The sequence below is a fragment of the Tessaracoccus yangjingae genome (genome assembly GCF_054483935.1).
This window is the reverse complement of record NZ_CM137014.1, coordinates 2,936,313-2,958,161: the sequence shown is the minus strand read 5'-3', so window position 1 is coordinate 2,958,161 and position 21,849 is coordinate 2,936,313. Positions and strand designations below refer to the sequence as shown.

General features: G+C 70.9%; 18 protein-coding genes. 13 read left to right on the top strand and 5 right to left on the bottom strand.

Annotation, left to right across the window (positions count from 1 at the left end; genetic code table 11):
- Window positions 1–70 precede the first annotated feature (70 nt).
- Together uvrB and ACX1D3_RS13360 are read right to left on the bottom strand one after the other, a co-directional pair.
- A complete protein-coding gene (gene uvrB / locus ACX1D3_RS13365) occupies window positions 71–2,125 on the bottom strand; it encodes an excinuclease ABC subunit UvrB (protein WP_458994317.1) in 2,055 nt (684 codons plus the stop codon).
- A 61-nt stretch (window positions 2,126–2,186) separates the two neighbouring features.
- Window positions 2,187–2,876: a maleylpyruvate isomerase family mycothiol-dependent enzyme gene (locus ACX1D3_RS13360; RefSeq protein ID WP_458994316.1), complete on the bottom strand. Its 690-nt coding sequence runs from the start codon at window positions 2,874–2,876 to the stop codon at window positions 2,187–2,189.
- A gap of 25 nt (window positions 2,877–2,901) precedes the next feature.
- Between ACX1D3_RS13360 and uvrA the strand changes: the two genes are divergently transcribed.
- A complete protein-coding gene (gene uvrA, locus ACX1D3_RS13355) occupies window positions 2,902–5,754 on the top strand; it encodes an excinuclease ABC subunit UvrA (protein ID WP_458994315.1) in 2,853 nt (950 codons plus the stop codon).
- 977 nt (window positions 5,755–6,731) lie between these two features.
- Here uvrA and ACX1D3_RS13350 read toward each other — a convergent pair.
- The gene (locus ACX1D3_RS13350) at window positions 6,732–7,127 is read right to left on the bottom strand and encodes a Rieske (2Fe-2S) protein (RefSeq protein WP_458994314.1); all 396 of its coding nucleotides are present in this window, start codon (window positions 7,125–7,127) and stop codon (window positions 6,732–6,734) included.
- Window positions 7,128–7,158: 31 nt separating this feature from the next.
- Between ACX1D3_RS13350 and uvrC the strand changes: the two genes are divergently transcribed.
- From uvrC to ACX1D3_RS13330, 4 genes are all read left to right on the top strand, one after another.
- Complete coding sequence (uvrC, locus tag ACX1D3_RS13345; protein ID WP_458994313.1) at window positions 7,159–9,078, top strand: excinuclease ABC subunit UvrC; 1,920 nt, start codon at window positions 7,159–7,161, stop codon at window positions 9,076–9,078.
- 65 nt (window positions 9,079–9,143) lie between these two features.
- Entirely contained in the window at window positions 9,144–9,734 is a 591-nt protein-coding gene (locus ACX1D3_RS13340; protein ID WP_458994312.1) for a biotin transporter BioY, read from the top strand.
- The gene (locus ACX1D3_RS13335) at window positions 9,731–10,426 is read left to right on the top strand and encodes an energy-coupling factor ABC transporter ATP-binding protein (protein WP_458994311.1); all 696 of its coding nucleotides are present in this window, start codon (window positions 9,731–9,733) and stop codon (window positions 10,424–10,426) included. Before ACX1D3_RS13340 ends, ACX1D3_RS13335 begins: the two co-directional genes overlap by 4 nt.
- Window positions 10,423–11,043 carry an energy-coupling factor transporter transmembrane component T family protein gene (locus ACX1D3_RS13330; RefSeq protein WP_458994310.1) on the top strand — a complete coding sequence of 207 codons (621 nt, stop codon included), beginning with the start codon at window positions 10,423–10,425 and terminating at the stop codon, window positions 11,041–11,043. The genes ACX1D3_RS13335 and ACX1D3_RS13330 overlap by 4 nt, the downstream gene beginning before the upstream one ends.
- Window positions 11,044–11,050: 7 nt before the next feature.
- Here ACX1D3_RS13330 and ACX1D3_RS13325 read toward each other — a convergent pair whose 3' ends face one another.
- A complete protein-coding gene (locus ACX1D3_RS13325) occupies window positions 11,051–13,564 on the bottom strand; it encodes a hypothetical protein (RefSeq protein ID WP_458994309.1) in 2,514 nt (837 codons plus the stop codon).
- Window positions 13,561–14,862 (bottom strand): SWIM zinc finger family protein, encoded by a 1,302-nt coding sequence (locus ACX1D3_RS13320; RefSeq protein WP_458994308.1) that lies wholly within the window; start codon window positions 14,860–14,862, stop codon window positions 13,561–13,563. The genes ACX1D3_RS13325 and ACX1D3_RS13320 overlap by 4 nt, the downstream gene beginning before the upstream one ends.
- A gap of 142 nt (window positions 14,863–15,004) precedes the next feature.
- On the opposite strand from ACX1D3_RS13320, the gene rapZ reads away from it, so the two are divergent.
- From rapZ to ACX1D3_RS13280, 8 genes are all read left to right on the top strand, one after another.
- A complete protein-coding gene (gene rapZ / locus ACX1D3_RS13315) occupies window positions 15,005–15,868 on the top strand; it encodes an RNase adapter RapZ (protein WP_458994307.1) in 864 nt (287 codons plus the stop codon).
- Complete coding sequence (locus tag ACX1D3_RS13310; protein ID WP_458994306.1) at window positions 15,865–16,812, top strand: gluconeogenesis factor YvcK family protein; 948 nt, start codon at window positions 15,865–15,867, stop codon at window positions 16,810–16,812. Before rapZ ends, ACX1D3_RS13310 begins: the two co-directional genes overlap by 4 nt.
- A gap of 33 nt (window positions 16,813–16,845) precedes the next feature.
- Window positions 16,846–17,829, top strand: coding sequence for a DNA-binding protein WhiA (gene whiA / locus ACX1D3_RS13305; RefSeq protein WP_458994305.1), 984 nt, complete (start codon window positions 16,846–16,848; stop codon window positions 17,827–17,829).
- Window positions 17,830–17,936: 107 nt separating this feature from the next.
- Window positions 17,937–18,932 carry a type I glyceraldehyde-3-phosphate dehydrogenase gene (gene gap, locus ACX1D3_RS13300; protein ID WP_458994304.1) on the top strand — a complete coding sequence of 332 codons (996 nt, stop codon included), beginning with the start codon at window positions 17,937–17,939 and terminating at the stop codon, window positions 18,930–18,932.
- 106 nt (window positions 18,933–19,038) lie between these two features.
- Complete coding sequence (locus ACX1D3_RS13295) at window positions 19,039–20,253, top strand: phosphoglycerate kinase (protein ID WP_458994303.1); 1,215 nt, start codon at window positions 19,039–19,041, stop codon at window positions 20,251–20,253.
- Window positions 20,253–21,032: a triose-phosphate isomerase gene (gene tpiA / locus ACX1D3_RS13290; protein WP_458994302.1), complete on the top strand. Its 780-nt coding sequence runs from the start codon at window positions 20,253–20,255 to the stop codon at window positions 21,030–21,032. Before ACX1D3_RS13295 ends, tpiA begins: the two co-directional genes overlap by 1 nt.
- A gap of 129 nt (window positions 21,033–21,161) precedes the next feature.
- Entirely contained in the window at window positions 21,162–21,422 is a 261-nt protein-coding gene (secG, locus tag ACX1D3_RS13285; protein ID WP_458994301.1) for a preprotein translocase subunit SecG, read from the top strand.
- 42 nt (window positions 21,423–21,464) lie between these two features.
- Window positions 21,465–21,821: an RNA polymerase-binding protein RbpA gene (locus ACX1D3_RS13280; RefSeq protein ID WP_458994300.1), complete on the top strand. Its 357-nt coding sequence runs from the start codon at window positions 21,465–21,467 to the stop codon at window positions 21,819–21,821.
- The last annotated feature ends 28 nt before the right edge of the window (window positions 21,822–21,849 follow it).

Genomic DNA, 21,849 nt, shown 5'->3' with positions numbered 1-21,849 from the left:
AAGCCCGCCCTCGGCCCGCGCCCGGCGCGTTTCCACCGCCGCCCGCCTCGGCCGGCGGCGCCGGTCGGGACTACTTCGTGGCCTCGATCATGCCGCGGAGCTCCTTCTTCAGGTCGGCGATCTCGTCGCGGTGCCGCGCCGCCACCTCGAACTGCAGCTCGGAGGCCGCCTGGTGCATCGCGGAGGTGAGCTCCTCGATCAGCTTGGCCAGGTCGTCGCGCGCCAACGTGGAGGCGTCGAGCCCCCTGCGACCCGACGGCTTCGCGGCCTCCAGCAGCTGGTCGGTGTCCGCGTCCTCCCGCGCCAGCATCTCGGAGACGTCCGCGATCCGCTTCCGCAGGGGCTGGGGATCGATGCCGCGCTCCTGGTTGTAGGCCACCTGGATGGTCCGGCGCCGGTTGGTCTCGTCGATCGCCGCCTCCATCGAGGGCGTGATCTTGTCGGCGTACATGTGGACCTGGCCGGCCACGTTGCGCGCGGCGCGGCCGATGGTCTGGATGAGCGAGCGCCCCGAACGGAGGAAGCCCTCCTTGTCCGCGTCGAGGATGGCCACCAGCGACACCTCCGGCAGGTCGAGGCCCTCGCGCAGCAGGTTGATGCCCACCAGCACGTCGTACTCGCCCAGCCTCAGCTCGCGCAGGAGCTCGATGCGCCGGATGGTGTCGATGTCCGAGTGGAGGTACCGGGTGCGGATCCCGTGATCCATCAGGTAGTCCGTGAGGTCCTCGGCCATCTTCTTGGTGAGCGTGGTGACCAGGACCCGCTCGTTGCGCTCCACCCGGAGCTGCACCTCCGCCATGAGGTCGTCGATCTGCCCCTTGGTGGGCTTGAGGATCACCTCCGGATCCACCAGGCCGGTGGGGCGGATGATCTGCTCGACGAAGCCGTCCGAGCGCTCCATCTCGTAGGGGCCGGGGGTGGCCGAGAGGTACACGGTCTGCCCGATCCGCTCCACGAACTCGTCGAACTTCAGCGGCCGGTTGTCGATGGCGCTGGGCAGCCGGAAGCCGTGCTCGACAAGGGTCCGCTTGCGGGACGCGTCCCCCTCGTACATGCCGCCGATCTGGGGGATGGTGACGTGCGACTCGTCCACGACGAGCACGAAGTCCTCCGGGAAGTAGTCGACGAGGCAGCTGGGCGCGGAGCCTGGGGTGCGGCCGTCGATGTGGCGGGAGTAGTTCTCGATGCCCGAGCAGGTGCCGATCTGGCGCATCATCTCGATGTCGTAGGCGGTGCGCATGCGGAGCCGCTGCGCCTCCAGCAGCTTGCCCTGCGACTCGAACTCGGCCAGCCGCTCCGCCAGCTCCGCCTCGATGCCCACGATGGCGCGCTCCATGCGGTCCGCCCCCGCGGAGTAGTGCGTGGCCGGGAAGATGTAGGTCTCCTGCTCCTCGCGGATCAGGTTGCCCGTGAGCGGATGCATGGTGGCGATCCGCTCGATCTCGTCGCCGAAGAACTCCACGCGCACGGCGTTCTCCTCGTACATCGGGAACACCTCCAGCGTGTCCCCCTTGACCCGGAAGGTGCCGCGGCCGGCCCCGATGTCGTTGCGGGCGTACTGGATGTCGACGAGGTGGCGCAGCAGCTCGTCGCGGTCCATCTCGTCGCCCACCCGGAGCGTGACCCGCTGCTCCAGGTACTCCTGCGGCGTGCCGAGGCCGTAGATCGCCGACACCGTGGCCACCACGATCACGTCGCGCCGGGTCAGCAGCGAGCTGGTGGCGGCGTGCCGCATCCGCTCCACCTCCTCGTTCAGGGAGGAGTCCTTCTCGATGTAGGTGTCCGTCTGGGGGAGGTACGCCTCCGGCTGGTAGTAGTCGTAGTAGGACACGAAGTACTCGATGGCGTTGTTGGGCATCAGCTCCCGCAGCTCGTTGGCGAACTGCGCGGCCAGCGTCTTGTTGGGCTGCATCACCAGCATGGGCCGCTGCAGGCGCTCCGCCAGCCAGGCGACGGTGGCCGTCTTGCCCGTACCGGTGGCGCCCAGCAGCACCACGTCCTTCTCGCCGGCGCCGATGCGCCGTTCGAGCTCAGCGATGGCGCGCGGCTGATCACCGGAGGGCCGGTACTCGGAGATCACCTGGAGGGGTGCCACCTGGCGCTGGAGTTCTTCGATGGGACGCATGCAGGCCAGGGTAATAGCGCCCACCGACAGTTCCGGGCGCGCCGGTGCCGCCGCCGTCGGGTCAGGAGAAGGAGCGGATCAGCCGGGGGGAGTCGACGCCGCGCGCGAGCCAGGCGATCAGGTCCGTGGCGGGGCCGCGGACCTCGGTGCGGTCCCCGGGCCCGTCGAGCGTGGCGTCGTAGCCCTCGTCCGCCACCAACCGGACCGACGGGCGGTCGTCGCGGCCCGCGAGCCGCTCCACCTGAAAGGCCAGCAGCGACACGGCAGTCTCCGGGGCCAGGTTCATGGTGGCGGAGCGGCCGTCCAGGTCCATCTCGTGCAGGACCACCTCGCCCAGCCGCGACAGCGGGATCTGCCACGCCTGGATGCCGTAGCCCGGCCTGAGCAGCACCGGGGACTTGTCGCCCTCCAGCGACGCGAACAGCTCCTGCAGCTCGCTGGCGGTGGTGTCGAGCTGGATCTGCAGGTCAAGGCCGCCGGCCAACGCGCCCATCTCGATGGTGCGCCGCTCCTCCGCGTCCGAGTCGTACATGGTGCGCGGCTGACCCGAGTGCAGGCCGTCGATGACGCGCACCAGCCGTCGGGCGCCGTCGACGAGGTGCGCCGCCACATGGCTGCGCGTCCAGCCGGGCAGGGCGGTGGGCGCGGCCCAGTCCTCGTCCGAGAAGCCGATGGTCCTGCCCAGCAGCTGCGACGTGTGCTCGCGGACGGCCGCGACCACGTCGACGAAGGGTGCGCGGCTCGTGGGCATGGGGCCAACCTAGCAAAGCCGTACCATGGCGGGCGTGAATGATCGGCTCGTCGTGCGGGGTGCCCGCGTCCACAACCTGAAGAACGTGTCGCTGGAGCTGCCCCGGGACTCGCTCATCGTGTTCACCGGGTTGAGCGGGTCGGGCAAGTCGTCGCTGGCGTTCGACACCATCTTCGCGGAGGGGCAGCGCCGCTACGTCGAGTCGCTGTCCGCCTACGCCCGCATGTTCCTCGGGCAGATGGACAAGCCGGACGTCGACTTCATCGAGGGCCTCTCGCCGGCGGTGTCGATCGACCAGAAGTCCACCAGCCGGAACCCCCGCTCCACCGTCGGCACCATCACCGAGGTCTACGACTACCTCCGCCTCCTGTTCGCCCGCATCGGCGTGCCGCACTGCGAGGTGTGCGGCGCGGTGATCGGCCGCCAGACGCCGCAGCAGATCGTGGACAGGCTGATGTCGCTGGAGGAGGGCACCCGCTTCCAGATCCTCGCGCCGCTCGTGCGCGGCCGGAAGGGCGAGCACGCCGAGCTGTTCCGGCAGCTGATCGGCGACGGCTACAGCCGCGTCCGCATCGACGGCGACACGCATCCGCTCACCGAGCTCCCGACGATCGACAAGAACCGCAAGCACGACGTCGAGGTGGTGGTGGACCGGGCCGTGGTGCGGCCGAACGCGAAGCAGAGGATCACCGAGTCCGTCGAGACCGCGCTCGGGCTGGCGGGCGGAGTGGTGACGATCGACTTCGTCGACCTCCCCGCCGACGATCCGGAGCGGGAGCGCCGCTTCTCCGAGAAGATGGGCTGCCCGAACGAGCACGACGTCAACATCGACGAGCTCGAGCCCCGGCAGTTCTCCTTCAACGGCCCGTGGGGCGCCTGCCCCGAGTGCTCAGGGCTGGGCACGCTGCTGGACCCGGACCCCGAGCTGCTCATCCCCAACGACGACCTCTCCCTCGCCGACGGCGCCATCGCGCCCTGGACCGCGCCCACCATCAAGGCCCACTACGAGCACGTGCTGCTGTCGCTGGCGGAGGAGCACGGCTTCTCGTTCGACGCGCCCTGGCGCGACCTCACCGCCGCGGCGAAGAAGGTGCTGCTGCACGGCGTCAAGGGCAACGTAGTGGTCAGCTACCGCAACCGATTCGGCCGCGTGCGCTCCTTCTCCCAGAAGTACGAGGGCGTCATCCCCTTCATCCGCCGCCGCTACGACGAGGCCGAGACCGACGCTGCGCGTGACCGTTGGGGCGGCTACATGCGCGAGGTCGCCTGCCCGGCCTGCGGCGGCGCACGGCTCAAGCCGTCCAGCCTCGCCGTCACCGTCTCCGGCCGCACCATCGCGGACCTCTCCGCCCTGTCGATCGGCGAGGCGGCCTCCTTCCTCACCGGCCTCGAGCTGACCGAGCGCGAGGCCGCCATCGCGGAGCGGCTGGTCAAGGAGATCAACACCCGCCTGCGCTTCCTGCTCGACGTGGGCCTGGACTACCTCACGCTGTCGCGGGCCGCGGGCACGCTCTCGGGCGGGGAGGCGCAGCGCATCCGGCTGGCCACCCAGATCGGCTCCGGGCTGGTGGGCGTGCTCTACGTGCTCGACGAGCCCAGCATCGGCCTGCACCAGCGCGACAACCTGCGCCTCATCGAGACCCTGCACCGGCTGCGCGACCTGGGCAACACCCTGATCGTCGTCGAGCACGACGAGGACACCATCCGCTCCGCGGACTGGGCCGTCGACATCGGCCCCGGGGCAGGCGAGGGTGGAGGCGAGGTGGTGGTCTCCGGCCCCGTCGAGGCCCTGCTCAACCACCCCGAGTCGCGCACCGGCGCGTACCTGTCGGGGAGGCTCTCGATCCCGGTGCCTGCGGTCCGCCGCCCCGGCAACGGGAAGAAGATCGTCGTGCGGGGCGCCCGGGAGCACAACCTGCGCGGCATCGACGCGTCCTTCAACCTGGGCCAGTTCATCGCGGTCACCGGCGTGTCGGGCTCGGGGAAGTCCTCCCTGGTCAACTCGATCCTCTACACGGCCGCCGCCAAGGCCATCTACGGCGCGAAAGCGGTGCCCGGGAGGCACAGGTCACTTGACGGCCTGGAGCACATCGACAAGGTGATCCAGGTGGACCAGTCGCCCATCGGCCGGACCCCGAGGTCCAACCCCGCCACCTACACAGGCGTGTTCGACAAGATCCGCACCCTGTTCGCCAAGACCCCGGAGGCCAAGGTGCGCGGCTACCAGCCGGGGCGGTTCTCCTTCAACGTCAAGGGCGGCCGCTGCGAGCACTGCATGGGCGACGGCACCATCAAGATCGAGATGAACTTCCTGCCGGACGTCTACGTGCCCTGCGAGGTGTGCCATGGCGCGCGCTACAACCGGGAGACCCTCGAGGTGCACTACAAGGGCAAGACGATCGCCGAGGTGCTCGACATGCCGATCAGCGAGGCGGTGGACTTCTTCGAGTCCATCAACTCGATCGCCCGCTACCTCCAGACGCTCACGGAGGTGGGCCTGGGCTACGTGCGCCTCGGGCAGCCGGCCACCACGCTGTCCGGAGGCGAGGCGCAGCGCGTCAAGCTCGCGGCGGAGCTGCAGAAGCGCTCCACCGGCCGCACGCTCTACGTGCTCGACGAGCCCACCACCGGCCTGCACTTCGAGGACATCCGCCGCCTGCTGGCCGTGCTGCAGCGCCTCGTCGACGCGGGCAACACCGTGGTCACCATCGAGCACAACCTGGACGTGATCAAGTCCGCCGACTGGGTCATCGACATGGGCCCCGACGGCGGCACCCGCGGCGGCCAGGTGATCGCCACCGGCACCCCCGAGGACGTCGCGGAGGCGGAAGGCTCGGCGACGGGCACCTTCCTCAAGCCCCTCCTCGACCGCGCCTGATCGTCCCGGTCCAGGAGTGCCGCGTCACGCCGACCTGACGCGCCGCGCTGCCTGGGTGCGGCTCGGGCGCTGTCGGTGCCGGGAGCCCTGACACGAGGCCCGTGCGGCCCTTGTCCGCCGTCTGCTTGTCGGCCGCGGTCTTGGCTGTGGTCGGGTAGTTGAGGCCGCCCGGGCCTCGTCTCACGTCTCCCGTCACTGGTCTACCTGTGGCGTGGTCGGGTCCGGGCGGGTGCCGTCAGGGCGGCCCTGGCGAGGGTCTGCTTCAGGCGGGTTCTTCTGGGTGCGCCTCGGGTTGGGCATCCCTGCGCCCAGCCGCCCTGCCGTCCCCCGCCCTCGTGCTTACCTCAGGCCATGCGCGCCCGGAGACCGGCTCCTTTCCGACGCTGGTTGAGCCGCGCCGAGCCGTCCCCTTTCCGCTGGTTGAGCCGCGCCGAGCCGCCTGCGGCACAGCGCGTGTCGACTTAGGTTGAGCCGGGCCCCTTCCCGCTGGTTGAGCCGCGCCGAGCCGCCTGCGGCTCAGCGCGTGTCGAAACCAACTGACGCCAGTCCATGGAGTAGGGCCGAGGTCCTCGCGATTGGAGCTCTCGCTGTGTGGTGCCGGGAGCCCTGACACGAGGCCCGTGCGGCCCTTGACCGCCGTGTGCTTGTCGGCCGCGTGCTCGGCTGTGGTCGGGTAGTTGAGGCCGCCCGGGCCTCGTCCCACGTCTCCCGTCACTGGTTCGCCTGTGGCGTTGCCGGGTTCGGGCGGGTGCCGTCAGGGCGGCCCTGGCTCGGGTCTGCTTCAGGCGGGTTCTTCTGGGTGCCCCTCGGGCTGGGCATCCCTGCGCCCAGCCGCCCTGCCGTCCCCCGCCCTCGCTGGCAGGTGGCGGCCGGCCTGACCCCTGCCGTCCCCCGCCCTCGCTGGCAGGTGGCGGCCGGCCTGACCCCTGCCGACGCCGGTTGAGCCTGGCCCTTTCCTCAGTGTGGAGGCCGTGGGGTCAGGCGGCGACGATGAGGTCCGTACCCGACTCGGTCAGGGTGGCGCGGACCAGGGGATCGGTGGCCGGGCCCTGCACGGGGGTGCCGTCGCGGAGGGCGAACAGCGAGCCGTGGAACCGGCAGAAGATGCCGTCCTCGCGGACCTCGGACACCGTGTTGCCCTGGTGGGTGCAGCGCGAGGAGAACGCGAAGAAGGCGCCCGCCTCCGGCTGGGTGACGACGAAGCCGCCGTCGAGCACCAGCCCGCCGCCCACCGGCACCGAATCCTTCGGCACGGTCACCTCGTCGGCGGGTGCCGCTCCCGAGGACTGGGGCGCCGCGTCGTCGGCGCAGCCCGCCAGCAGCGCCGCCGCGATGGCCGCGCCCGCGGCGATGAGCTCTCTCCGCGTGGTCATGGCCCCAGCCTAGGCTCATAGAATTGCGCGCATGGCCGATCCCGCGAGTTACCGCCCACCCCAGGGCAGCATCCCGACGGATCCCGGCGTCTACCGGTTCTTCGACGCCTTCGGCAACGTCATCTACGTCGGCAAGGCCAAGAGCCTGCGCCAGCGCCTCAACACCTACTTCGCCGATCCGTCGGCCCTGCACTTCCGGACCCAGACAATGGTGCGCACCGCGGCCAGGGTGGAGTGGACCGTGGTGGCCAACGAGCTGGAGGCGCTGCAACTCGAGTACACCTGGATCCAGCAGTTCGATCCCCGGTTCAACGTCAAGTACCGCGACGACAAGTCCTACCCGTGGCTCGCCGTGACGATGAGCGACGAGTATCCGAGGGTGTTCGTCGGCCGCGGCGCCAAGAAGCGCGGCACACGGTACTTCGGGCCCTTCGGGCAGGCGTGGGCGATCCGGGAGACGGTGGATCTGCTGCTGCGCGTGTTCCCGATGCGCTCCTGCACGCAGGGGGTGTTCAACCGCGCCCGGTCCTCGGGCCGGCCCTGCCTGCTGGGCGACATCGGCAAGTGCTCGGCGCCCTGCGTGGGACGCGTCTCCGCTGACGAGCACCGGCTGATCGCCGAGGACTTCTGCTCCTTCATGGGCGGCAACACCGGCGGGATCATCGGCCGGATCGAGCGCGACATGTACGACGCCTCGGCCGAGCTCAACTTCGAGCGCGCCGCCGTGCTGCGCGACTCGTTGGGCGCCCTCAAACGCGTGCAGGAGAAGAACTCGGTGGTGCTGAGCGACGGCACCCGCGCCGACATCGTCGGGTTCGCCGACGACGGCCAGCAGGTGGCGGTGCAGGTGTTCCACATCGTCGACGGCCGCATTCTGGGGGAGCGGGGGTGGATCGCGGACCGCGCCGACGACCGCCCGCTCACCGAGCTGCTGGAGGTCTTCCTCGAGCAGGTCTACACCGACGACCTGGAGATCCCGCCGCACATCCTCACCTCGGTGGAGGCCGAGGACACCCTCGTGGAACACCTCAGCCGCCGGCGGGGCGCGAGGGTCAGCATCAAGGTGCCGCTCCGGGGCGAGAAGCGCACCCTGCTCGACACGGCGGTGAAGAACGCCGAGATGTCGCTCAGCCAGGCCAAGCTGCGCCGCGCCTCGGACCTCACCACCCGCAACACCGCGCTGGACGAGGTCGCCGAGGCGCTCGGGCTCGCCGAGCCGCCCCTGCGGATCGAGTGCTACGACATCTCCCACACCATGGGGTCGGAGGTGGTGGGCTCGATGGTGGTCTTCGAGGACGGCCTGCCCCGCAAGAGCGCCTACCGCCGCTTCATCATCAAAAGCTTCGAGGGTTCCAACGACGTCGCGGCCATCAGCGAGGTGCTGCAGCGCAGGCTCCGCCGCCTCGTCGACGACCGGTCCTCCGACGTGAAGGTGGACGCCACCACCGGGGAGGCCGCCAGGTTCGCCTACCCACCTGCGCTCATCGTGGTCGACGGCGGGCTCCCGCAGGTCAACGCGGCGGCGGCGGTGCTCGCCGAGGCGGGCCTCGAGGGCGAGATCGCCCTGTGCGGACTGGCCAAGCGCCTGGAGGAGGTGTGGGTGCCGGGGGAGGACTACCCCCTCATCCTGCCGCGGGCCTCGGAGGGGTTGTACCTGCTCCAACGCCTCCGCGACGAGGCCCACCGCTTCGCGATCACCCATCACCGCTCCCGGCGGGCCAAGCAGGTGGTCGAATCGGTGCTCGACGACGTCCCCGGCCTCGGGGAGCTCCGGCGCAAGGCGCTGCTCACCTACTTCGGCAGCGTGCGGAAGCTGCGGCTGGCCAGCGTGGAGGAGATCGCGGCGGTGCCGGGATTCGGGCCTCGCCTGGCGCTCAGCGTCAAGGCCGCCGTGGCCGACACAGGCGGCGAGGCGATCAACCTCACCACGGGCGAGGTGACCGGCACATGACCCGATTTGAACATCGTTCAAACTCTGATGCAGGATGGGACGACGCCTCACCACAGGAGCACCCCATGAGCACCACCACCGCCCCCGCCGTGCGCAGCTTCGCCCCCGCGGACCTGGCCTATGTCGCGGTCTTCGCGGCCCTCATCGCCGCCCTCGCGCTGACCCCGGCCATCCCCATCGGCACCCTCGGCGTGCCGATCACGCTCCAGACCCTCGGCGTGGCCCTTGCGGGTCTCTGCCTCGGCGCCTGGCGTGGTGCCGCCGCGGTGGCCCTCTACCTGCTGGTCGGCCTCGCCGGGCTTCCGGTGTTCTCCGGCGGAAGGGCCGGCCTCGCGGTCCTCGTCGGCCCCACGGGCGGCTACCTGATCGGCTTCCTGTTCTCGGCGTTCGTCGTGGGCCTCGTGGCCCAGTGGGCCGTGCGGCGCGGGCTGAGCCCGCTCACCCCGGTGCTGTTTTTCCTCGGTGTGTTCGCCGCCAGGGTGCTCATCATCTGGCCGCTCGGCGTGGCCGGCATCGCCCGCGCCGTCGGGAAGCCGATCGGCGAGATCTGGCTGAGCGACCTCGCCTTCTGGCCCGGCGACATCCTCAAGGGGATCATCGCCGCCGTGATCGCGTTCGCCGTCCACAAGGCCTTCCCGAGGCTGCTCGGCCGATGATCAGCCTGCGCGCGGTCACCGTCGTCATCCCGGCAGTCCGCCGGGGTGACGCCGACCGCGTGCTGCTGCATCCCCTCACACTGGACCTCGCCGAGCGGCGGATCGCGCTCGTGGGGGCCAACGGTTCGGGCAAGTCCACGCTGCTGCGCCTGCTCAACGGGCTCCGGCACCCGACGGAGGGTTATGTCACCGTGGACGGCCTGGACACCGTCAAGGACGCGAAGGCGGTCCGGGCGAAGGTGGGCTTCGTCTTCACCGATCCGCTGGCCCAGCTGCTGATGTCGACCCCCATCGAGGACGTGGAGCTCAGCCTCCGCGGCCGGGTCAAGGGCCGGGCGGAGCGGACGCGCATGGCCCAGGGCCTGCTCGAGGATCGCGGCCTCGGGCACCTGGCGCACCAGAGCATCTACGACCTCAGCGGCGGCGAACGACAACTCGTGGCGCTGACCAGCGTGCTGGCCGTCGAGCCGACCATCCTGGTCGCGGACGAACCCACCACCCTGCTGGACCTCCGCAACAGGCGGGCGCTCCGCCGGACCTTCGCGGAGCTCAGCCAGCAGATCATCTTCTCCACCCACGACCTCGACGTCGCCGCCGACGCCGACCGGGTGATCGTGGTCCACGAGGGCCGCATCGCCGCCGACGGCGCGCCGGAGGAGGCGCTCGCGGCGTACGAGGCGGTGCTGGTGTGAACGCCCACGCATCCCTGCTGGGCCTCTACGAGCCGGGGGAGGGCTGGCTGTTCCGGCTCCCGACCGGCGCCAAGTACCTGCTCCTGCTGGCCGTCACCGTGCCGCCGCTGATGGCGGGGATGTGGTGGGTCACCGCCGCCGCGCTGATCGTGGTGCTCGGCCTGCTGTGGACGTCCGGCATCACGCCCTGGCGGGCCCTGCGGATCGGCTGGGTGCTCTGGATCCTGCTCATCGTGATGGCCGTCTACCACCTGATCTCGCTCAACCCGGCCGCCGCGGTGGTGCAGTCCGGCAACATCCTGGTCGCCGTCCTGGCGGCGCGCATGCTCACCCTCACCACCTCGACGCCGGTCCTCATGGATGCGCTGGCCCGTGGCCTCACTCCGCTGCGATGGGTTCGGGTCGACCCCCAGCAGGTGGCGCTGGCCGTGGCCCTGATGATCCGGTCGGTGCCGTACCTCATCGGCTCCATCGACGACGCCCGCGACTCCGCGCGCGCCCGGGGCCGCGACCGCAACCCAGCCCTGCTGCTCACGCCTGTGGTGGTGGGGGCTGTTGCCTACGCCGAACGCACCGGCGAGGCGCTCCACGCCCGCGGACTCCCCGCCGAGGACTGATGTCAGCTCAGGCGTCGGGGCGGCCCCCGCGGAGCACCGAGCGCAACCGGCGCGCCTCGACCGTGAGCCGCGATCTTCCCGTTCTCTCGGCCACCTCGTCCAGGCCCCTGATGGATCCGGTGGCGCCTGTCACCAGGGCCGCTTCTGCTGCCAGCCCCACCAGATCGGCGATGCCGGCGCGGCCGGACGGATCGGCCGGGAGCAGCGTGGCCAGGACGTGGCGCTGCACCCCCCACGTGTAGCGGGCGCCGGCGAGGCTGGAGCCCGCCACGTCGCGTAGGTGGCGGGTCCATCGCGTGAGCCGGTACTCACCGGAGGTCAACAGCTCGGCCCAGTGGGGACCCGCGGCCTCGCCGTCGAGGTCACCTGCCGCAAGCAGGCCGAGTGTCGCGTCAAGTGTCGCCGCCCGGGTGGCGGCGTCCTCCTGGGCCGCGCCTGCCGCCAACGTGACGTGGGTCACCTGGCCCACCGCGCCCTGCTGGTGGGGGAGCAGAGTCAGCGGTTGGACGAGGACCCCGCGACCCTCCCACCCCGACAGTTCGCGCAGGTGGTGTGCCGAGAGCAGTTCCCGTTGTGTGGGCGTCAACGTGACTGCCGAGGACTCCTCACCGCCGACGTACTGCGTCACCCCGTCGAGCCGGCCGATGCGTCGCAGCAGCGCCCCACCGCGACCGGTGACTCCAGGCCACTCGCCGGTGAAGCGGTGGTAGGACCCGCGGCGGTGGTGGTCCCGGTACAGGTGCCTCAGGGCTGGAGCGGGGAGCGCGCCGGCAGCCAACTCCCCGGCCAGCCAGTGCGCATCGGGACCGTCCAGAGCTGCCACCCGCTCCCGGTAGTCGTCGCCGAGGCCGAGCGGCAGACGCAGCCATGCGGCCTCGAGATCCACGCGAGGGATGCTTCTGTCCTCAGCGGCCGCTCTGGCGAGGTCCTGGAGGAGACGGTCGGGGTCGAGGATGCCCGAGGCGTCGCGCGGGAACGCGACGAGCGCGGTGGCGGTACCGGCCCTGAGCGCGTTGGCCACTTCGCGCGCGCGCACTACCGTGGCGCGTGCATCGGCGCGGTGCCTGGGCGTCAGCCGCTTCAGGGTGGCCACGGCGCCGCGGGACGTCTCCGCAAGGCCGCCGCGGAGCTCCTCGAGGAGGTCCGGCATCCAGTCTCGTTCCGTGAGCACCTCGGCGCGCGATGCTCCTTGGAGCCGGCCTCCGTAGGCGGCGAAGCCGGCGACGAGGCGCTCCTCGTCGCCGAACTCGAACCCGATCGTGGTGACCCGGCGAACCAGGTCCACAAGCTCGTCGGATGACCCGACAGGTTCGAGGGGCAGGACCGGCGCCGCGATGGGCAGCTCCGGCAGGCGTCCGACAACGGTGGCCGGATCCGCGCCGCGAACCGTCGCATCCACACCATCCAGGGCCCAGGCCACGTCAGACGCGGCTGCATCGCCGAGCGGCCCCAGCCCAGTAAGGAGGGCCAGAGCCTTCTCCTGCACGGCCCGCTTCGGGTGGCCGAGGCCGACGGCGGCCGCTCGTGCGATGATATCGGGCGACGAGGGCGCCCGCCTGCTCAGAGCCCCCAGCCAGGTGAGTGCGGACTGGGGGAGGGAGGCGTCGGCTCGGGCCAGGAGCCGGGCGCAGGCGTCGACCACCGTGGCGGCCTCGAGGGGTGCGGCGGCGTCGAGTCGCCGGACGGCCTTCAGCGCATGGACGGCCACGAAGGCCTGCCGGCTGTCCAGAAGCGCCAGGTACTCGCGGATGAGTCCCTGGACTTCGGCCGGGGTGGCCGCGAGTTCCTCGAGGATCCAGAGGACGGCCCGCAGGTGCGGTTGCATGCCGCCCCGGACAAGCGCTGCCACCAGCCGACGGTGCAACTCGTCCCGGTCCAGCACCCCACCCGCAGCCCACTCGGCTGCGATGACGGCCCAGCGGCGCTCCCGCCCCTTGGCGGCGGCGTTCAGCCACTCGGATACCACGGCGTCGTGCAGGCGGTCCGACTCCAGCGCCCGCAGCAGGATGCCGGGAAGTGCCGGGTCGACGGCGAGCTGGGCCTCTGCGTCCAGCCGTGGGTCCTGGCGGCGCAGCAGGTTCAGGGCGTAGTCGGGTGTGTCCAGGTGGGTGAGTCCGCAGCGGACGAGCAGAGCGTCGACCACCTCCCACGGCACCTCGTCGCGGCCCGATTCCGCGCTCATCGTGACCCTGGTGAGGAGCGCGACCAATGCAGGGAGCCACGACACCCTGCGGTCGAGGATCACGTCCAGCCGCCCTGGGTGGTCTCCCCAGCGGAGCACCCGGGCGGCACCCTCGGCGGAGGGTGCAGTGGCCAGCATCGCGGTGTCGAGGGCGAAGTCCGCGAAGGGGCGTCCCGGCCACCGGCCGGTGCGCCAGTACTCGGCCTGTTCCTTCCGCAACGCGGCGAGCAGGGGACGGGTCGCCTTCCGGTCCGCCTCGCCCGCGCCGCGGTACAGCTGCGCGACGGCGGTGGAGTCATTGCGCCGGATCGCCTGCTCGAGCGCCGACTGGTCGATCACCGGGCGAGCTCCACGGCCAGCGCGTGCTTGCACGGTCCGCGTCCGCCCTCGTACCTGGTCCACCACGTGCAGGTGCAGGCCCAGCCGGAGGTGAGGCGCCGCAGCCGGTACGTGGAGTCGCCTGAGTCGACGGTGGCGGTCTCACCGTCGACCCGCACCGCACCAGCGGCGAGCAGCTGGCGCGCCCCCACAAGCCTCGGGTTACGACGGGCCGCGGCATCCGCGTCGTATGGAAGCTCGCGATGGAAGAAGGCGCCCTCGGCGCAGTCGAAACCGACCCGCCCCGAGGTGCCGAGCCGGGTGAGCACCCGAAGCACGCGTCCCTCCTCCCACCCGAGCGCGTACGCGATGGTCGCGGCGTCCGCGCCCGGAGTCCAGGCCAGCTGGTCGAGCACGACGCCGGCGTCGTCGGCGTCGCCCAGCGCCAGGTCGGTCAGCACCGCACCCTCGCCGCTGAAGCCGCGAGGCACTTCGGGTGAGAGTGTCAAGGTGAGGCGGGCATCGTCGAGGACCAGCTCCCACGCGCTGGGGCGGGGCGCTCCACCGGTGGCCAGCGGTCCGTGGAGCCGCAGCGATTTAGCCCATCGGAGCATCGGCAGCAACGCGCCCAGACGGTGGGTGCCGTCGAGATATGCGGCGCCGTCGGTCGGGACCGCGGAGACGCGCAGTGAGGAGCCCGACGGCACGATCCAGAGCCTGCGGCCCCCGCGCGGCAGCGACCGCAGGAACCGCTGCGCGGCCAACGCTGGCACCTCGGCCAGGGACTCCATGGTCGCGGCCGCCACCGACGCCTCCCCGAAGCCGCGGACCCAGCGCTCTGGCAGCTTGACCTTCCGCTCGACGACGGACCCGGTCATCGTCGAGGCGGTGACCGCATCCGCACCCACGTCCAGCCGCAGCGGCTCGCCCGAGCGGATGGTGGTGAGGGCGTGCCTGAGGGGCGGGTTGACGTCGATGTTGGTGGTGCCGAGCTCGCCGGGTGCCCCGGTGAGGGCACCTGGAAGCAGGTCGAACCGCGCGTAGACGCCCCCGCATCCCGAGAACGACTCGAACCGCAGGCGTTCACCGTCGCTGGTGACCACGGGGTCCAACGAACTCCACTCGATGCGCGTGTAGTAGCTCGTGGCGGCCACCTCGGCCACGGCGAGTATCCCTCGCGCACACTGCTCCGCTTCGACGACGGTGCCGGAGAAGAAGTGCGGGCTGGCCACCCTCCCTGCCGGGCCGATGCCCGGCGCGGTGGCCAGCGACACGGACATCGGATCCGCGGTCGACGGGAAGCCGTAGGTCAGCGACATGCGAGAGAGCATAGGGTCAAGGCGCCCCATACCTCTCTGCACCTCTCTGCGCGAGCCCGGAGGTGGGTGCTGCTCATTCATGCCGACTCCGGTGAGGACGTGCCGGCACGACGAGGCGCCGCCGCTCCCTTAGGCTGGCGGCATGACCGATGCCCCGCAGGAGATCGCCCTCATCACCGGAATGTCCGGCGCTGGTCGCCGGACGGCGGCGCACACCATGGAGGACCTCGGCTGGTACGTCGTGGACAACCTGCCCCCCGTGATGCTGCCGGCGCTCGCCCAGACGCTCCGCGGCTACGGCATCTCCAGGATCGCGGTGGTGGCCGACGTGCGGTCCAGGGAGCACTTCGAGCAGCTTCCGGAGGTCATCGCCAGCCTCAAGGCCGCCGGCGCCTCCGTGACGAGCGTGTTCCTCGAGGCCGCCGACGACGTCATCGTGCGCAGGCAGGAGTCGAACCGCAGGCCGCTGCCGCTGCAGGGCGGGGACCGCCTGAGCGAGGGCATCGACCGTGAGCGCCGGCTCCTGGCGGACCTGCGGGCGGACGCGGACATCGTCGTCAACACCACCTACCTGTCGGCGCGGCAGCTCACGCAGCGGGTGGCCAACCACTTCGGGGACGAGGCGACCGACAGGCTGAAGATCGCGCTGATCTCCTTCGGGTTCAAGAACGGGGTGCCGATCGACGCCGACATGGTCTTCGACGTCCGCTTCCTGCCCAACCCCCACTGGATCCCCGAGCTGCGGCCCAAGTCCGGCCTCAGCAAGGACGTGGCCCAGTACGTGCTCAAGCACGAGGCCGCGCAGCAGTTCCAGGAGGCCATGGTCAACCTGCTTGAGACGGTGGCCCCCGGCTACCTCGCCGAGGGCAAGCGCCAGGTCACCGTCGCCATCGGCTGCACCGGCGGCAAGCACCGCTCCACCTCGATGAGCGAGGAGCTCGCGGTCAGGCTCAGGGAGCGGGGCTTCCCCACCACCGTGCTGCACCGGGACCTGGGCAAGGAATGAGCCTCCCACGTCTGCCCCGGGTCGTCGCGCTCGGCGGGGGGCACGGGCTGGCGGTCTCCCTCAAGGCGTTGAGGCGGGTCACCGACCGGCTGACCGCAGTGGTCACGGTGGCAGACGACGGCGGATCCTCAGGCCGGCTGCGCCAGGAGCTCGACTGCCTCCCGCCAGGCGACCTGCGCATGGCACTGGCGGCCCTCTGCTCCGACGACCACGTGGGCCGCACCTGGGCGAGCGTGCTGCAGGCCCGCTTCCACGGCGACGGGCCGCTCGGCGGCCACGCGATCGGCAACCTCCTCATCGCCGGGCTGTGGCAGCAGCTCGACGACCCGGTGGCCGGGCTGGACATGGTGGGCGACCTGCTGCGCACCCGCGGCCGGGTGCTGCCCATGAGCTCGGTGCCGCTGGACATCGAGGCCGACGTCGTGGGCCTCGATCCGCTCGAGCCCGACGAGGTCTGCACCCTCTCCGGGCAGGCGACGGTGGCCAAGACCCGCGCCGTCGTGCAGGCGGTGCGCCTGATCCCGGACCGTCCGCCCGCCAGGCCCGAGGTCCTGACCGCGGTCCGCGAGGCCGACAGCGTGATCCTGGGGCCCGGATCGTGGTTCACCAGCGTGATCCCGCACCTCCTGGTGCCGGACCTCGCGCGGGCGCTGCTGGAGACCAAGGCCCAGCGGGTGCTGGTGCTCAACATCGCGCCGGCGGAGGAGACCGACGGGTTCACGCCGTCGCGCCACATCGAGTTGCTGGCCGAGCACGCCCCCGGCCTGACGCTGGATGTGGTGATCGCCGACGCCAGCTTCGCCGGCACCGACCACCACCTCCAGTCCTACGTCGAATCCCTGGGCGGACGCCTTGTCACAGCCGATGTGAGGGCCCGGGACGGCTCCCCGACCCACGACCCCAACCTGCTCGCCGCCGTCTTCAGCGAGGTCATCGGCGGCTGACGGGTGCTTCGGGGCGTGTGGCAGACTGCCCGCATGGCCCTGACGCAGAAGGTGAAGTCCGAGCTGGCGACCGTCCTCGCGCCGCACCCCTCGGTGCGCCGCGCCGAGGTGGCCGCCCTGCTCCGGTTCGCGGGCGGCCTGCACCTGGTGGGGGGCCGCATCGTCGTCGAGGCCGAGCTGGACACCGGGGCCGCGGCGCGCAGGCTGCGCGCCTTCGTCACCGACCTGTACAACGTCGAGAGCGACCTGCTGGTCATCAACGGGTCCGGCGTCCGCCGCGGCCCCCGCTACACGCTGCGGGTGGTGCGCGACGGCGAGCAGCTGGCCCGCCTGAGCGGCCTGGTGGACATGCACCGGCGTCCCGTCCGCGGGCTTCCCCCGGCCGTCGTCGGCGGGTCGGTCGCGGACGCGGTGGCGATGTGGCGCGGGGCGTTCCTGGCACGAGGGTCACTGACGGAGCCCGGCCGGTCGATGTCGCTCGAGATCACGTGTCCTGGCTCCGAAGCGGCGCTCGCGCTGGTCGGCGGGGCCCGTCGGATCGGGGTGTCGGCCAAGGCGCGCGAGGTGCGCGGCGTCGACCGCGTGGTGATCCGCGACGGGGACGCCATCGCAGAGCTGCTGACGCGCATGGGCGCGGGGGAGACCCGCCTGGCCTGGGACGAGCGCCGCAGGCGCCGCGAGGTCCGCGCCAGTGTCAACCGGCTGGCCAACTTCGACGACGCGAACCTGCGCCGGTCGGCGCGCGCGGCGGTCGCGGCCAGCGCACGGGTGGAGCGGGCACTGGAGCTCCTCGGCGAGGACGCCCCTGAGCACCTGCGGATCGCGGGGGAGCTGCGCCTCGCCCACCGGCAGGCCAGCCTGGAGGAGCTCGGGCGCCTGCACGAGCCGCCGCTGACCAAGGACGCCGTGGCGGGCCGGATCAGGCGGCTCCTGGCCACGGCCGACAAGGCCGCGGAGGACGCGGGGCTGCCCACCACAGAGGCAAGCCTGCCCGCCGACCTGCGCGACGACGACTGACGGGCACCAAACCGGACCCCGCGTCTTGCCGCGGCGCCACAACTGGTTAGGATGAACCCGTCCGCATGCGCTTCCGCGCAAGGTAGCTGAAAGGGATCGATATCCTCATGACCGTTAAGGTTGCAATCAACGGCTTTGGCCGCATCGGCCGTAACTACTTCCGCGCGCTCGTCGCGTCAGGCGCCGATCTCGACGTGGTCGCCGTCAACGACCTGACCGACAACAAGACGCTCGCCCACCTGCTCAAGTACGACTCGATCCTGGGTCGTTTCCCCGGCGAGATCAGCTACGACGACGACGCCCTGACCGTCGACGGCAAGGAGATCAAGGCCTTCGCCGAGAAGGATCCCGCGCAGCTGCCCTGGGGTGACCTGGGCGTGGACATCGTCATCGAGTCCACCGGCTTCTTCACCGACGCCACCAAGGCACAGGCGCACATCGCCGCCGGCGCCAAGAAGGTCATCATCTCGGCCCCGGCCAAGAACGAGGACATCACCATCGTCATGGGCGTCAACGACGACAAGTACGATTCCGCGGCGCACACGATCATCTCCAACGCCTCCTGCACCACCAACTGCCTCGCCCCGATGGCCAAGGCGCTCAACGACGGCATCGGCATCGTCAAGGGCCTCATGACCACCATCCACGCGTACACGCAGGACCAGAACCTGCAGGACGGCCCCCACAGCGACCTGCGCCGCTCGCGCGCCGCCGCCCTCAACATGGTCCCCACCACCACCGGTGCGGCCAAGGCGGTCTCCCTCGTGCTCCCCGAGCTCAAGGGCAAGCTGGACGGCTACGCGATGCGCGTGCCCACCCCCACCGGCTCCGCGACGGACCTCACCTTCGAGGCCTCCCGCGAGACCACCGTCGAGGAGATCAACGCGATCATCAAGGCCGCGGCCGACGGCAAGGTGCTCGTCTACACCGAGGACCCGATCGTCAGCAAGGACATCGAGACGGACCCCGCGTCCTGCATCTTCGACGCCAAGCTCACCAAGGTGATCGGCAACCAGGTCAAGGTGCTCGGCTGGTACGACAACGAGTGGGGCTACTCCAACCGCCTCGTCGACCTGACCGCCCTGGTCGGCTCGAAGCTCTGATTCCCACACCTCAAGTGGTCTGAACAACGGCCCTGTGACCCGCGCGCGGGTCGCAGGGCCGTTGTCCGCCTCTACCGACGAAGCCACCCAACAAGAAAGGCTCACTGTGAAGTCTGTTGCAGATCTGGGCGATCTCCACGGAAAGCGGGTCCTCATCCGCTGCGATTTCAACGTCCCGCTGGATGCCGACAAGAACATCACCGACGACGGCCGCATCCGCGCCGCGCTGCCCACGCTCACCGCGCTGCGCGACGCCGGTGCCCGCGTCGTGATCATGGCCCACCTCGGCCGGCCCAAGGGCGAGGCCAACCCCAAGTACTCGCTGGCCCCCGTCGCGAAGCGGCTCAGCGAGCTGCTGGGCGCTGAGGTGAAGCTGGCCGACGACGTCGTCGGCGAGTCCGCGCAGGCCACCGTCGCCGCCCTGGCCGACGGCGACGTCGCGCTGCTGGAGAACGTGCGCTACGAGCCGGCGGAGGAGTCCAAGGACGAGGCCGCCCGCCAGGAGCTCGCCGCCCGCTACGCGGCCTTCGGCGACCTGTTCGTCTCGGACGGCTTCGGCGTGGTCCACCGCAAGCAGGCGTCGGTCTACGACGTGGCCAAGCTGCTCCCGAACGTGGCCGGCTTCCTGGTGGCCAAGGAGGTCGACGTGCTGCGCCGGCTCACCGAGACCCCCGAGCGCCCCTTCGTGGTGGTGCTCGGCGGCGCGAAGGTCGCGGACAAGCTGTCGGTCATCGACAACCTGCTCAAGGTGGCCGACACGCTGATCATCGGCGGCGGCATGGTGTTCACCTTCCTCAAGGCCCAGGGCTACGAGATCGGCGACTCGCTGCTCGACGCGACGAACCTCGAGACCTGCAAGGGGTACCTCGAGGAGGCCAAGGCCAGCGGCAAGACCATCCTGCTCCCCGTCGACGTGCGGGTGGCCGAGGGCATGGACTTCGACGCGCGCCAGGTCAAGGGTGACGTGGACGTCGTCTCGGCACACGCCATCCCCGCCGGCAAGCAGGGCCTGGACATCGGTCCCGAGACCGAGAAGCTGTTCGCCGACGCCATCACCGGCGCCAAGACGGTGTTCTGGAACGGCCCCATGGGCGTGTTCGAGATCGAGGCGCTGTCCCACGGCACCGCAGCCGTCGCCAAGGCCCTCACCGCGGTCGACGGGCTCTCCGTCGTCGGCGGCGGGGACTCGGCGGCCGCCGTCCGCGTCCTCGGCCACGCCGACGACGAGTTCGGCCACATCTCGACGGGCGGCGGCGCCTCCCTCGAGTTCCTGGAGGGCAAGGAACTGCCCGGTATTTCCGTTCTGGAGGAGGACAACTGATGACCCGCAAGCCGATCATGGCCGGTAACTGGAAGATGAACATCGACCACATCGAGGCCACCGGGCTGGTGGAGAAGATCCACTACGCGCTGCTCGACAAGGACTACGACCCGTCGAAGTCCGAGGCCGTGCTGATCCCGCCGTTCACCGACCTGCGCACCGTGCGCACCCTCATCGACGGGGACCGGCTGCCGTTCCAGCTGGGGGCGCAGAACGTGTCGCAGTTCGACAACGGCGCCTACACCGGCGAGATCTCCACCTCGATGCTCACCAAGCTCGGCGTCAGCTACGTCGTCGTCGGGCACTCGGAGCGCCGCCAGTTCTTCGGCGACACCGACGAGATCATCAACGCCAAGGCCGCCAAGGCCCTGGCCGCGGGCATCACGCCGATCATCTGCGTCGGCGAGGGCCTGGACATCCGCAAGGAGGGCCGGCACGTCGAGTACACCCTCGAGCAGGTCCGTGGCACCCTGGCCAACCTGACGGCCGAGCAGGTCGCCGGCCTCGTCATCGCCTACGAGCCCGTGTGGGCCATCGGCACCGGCGAGGTGGCCACCCCGGACGACGCTCAGGAGGTGTGTGGCGCCATCCGCAAGGAGGTCGCGGCGCTCTACGACGAGCCCACCGCGGAGGCCGTGCGCATCCAGTACGGCGGCTCCGTGAAGGCCGACAACGTGGCGCAGATCATGGCCAAGCCGGACGTCGACGGCGCGCTCGTCGGCGGCGCCGCGCTGAAGCCGGAGGAGTTCGCGGCGATCGTGCGCTTCTACCAGCTCTGACCAGCTGACCCACCTGCGCGACGGCGCGGAACCACCCGGTTCCGCGCCGTCGCGCACGTCGGGGGCCGGGACCCGGACAGGGGAGGGGCGAATGTGGATTCCTCGACGTCGTCGGATAGTCTTTAGCGCGTGATTGTCCCCCTCGTGTCCTGGCCGGTGACGACGCTCTCAATCATCGCGATTGTGCTCAGCGTTCTCCTCGCGGCCACCGTCCTCCTCCACAAGAGCCGTGGCGGCGGAATGTCGGATCTTTTCGGCGGCGGAATGTCGACCTCCATGGGCGGGGCGTCGACGGCCGAACGAAGGCTGGACCGCATCACAGTCGTGCTGTCGTTGGCCTGGCTTCTGACCATCATCGGGCTGCTGGTGCTGTACCGCATCGGCGCCTGAACCGGCACGACCCTTCATCACTGAGCTCAAGGAGAAATACAAGTGGCAGGTGGCAACGCCATTCGCGGCAGCCGTGTCGGCGCCGGACCCATGGGAGAGGCTGAGCGCGGGGACACCGCGCCCAGGCTCCACGTCTCGTACTTCTGCGCCAGTGGGCATGTGACCAGTCCCGCGTTCGCGATCGACGCGCAGATCCCCGAGTCGTGGGACTGCCCCCGCTGCGGGCTCCCGGCCAACACGGACTCCGAGAACCCCCCTCCGCCCCCGAAGATCACGCCGTACAAGACGCACCTCGCGTACGTCAAGGAGCGCCGCACCGACGCGGAGGCGGCCCAGATCCTCGAAGAGGCGGTCAGCTCGCTCCGGGCGCGCCGCGCCTCGGGCGAGATCATCTACTGAGTCGGACAGCCGGCGCGAGGATCACTCC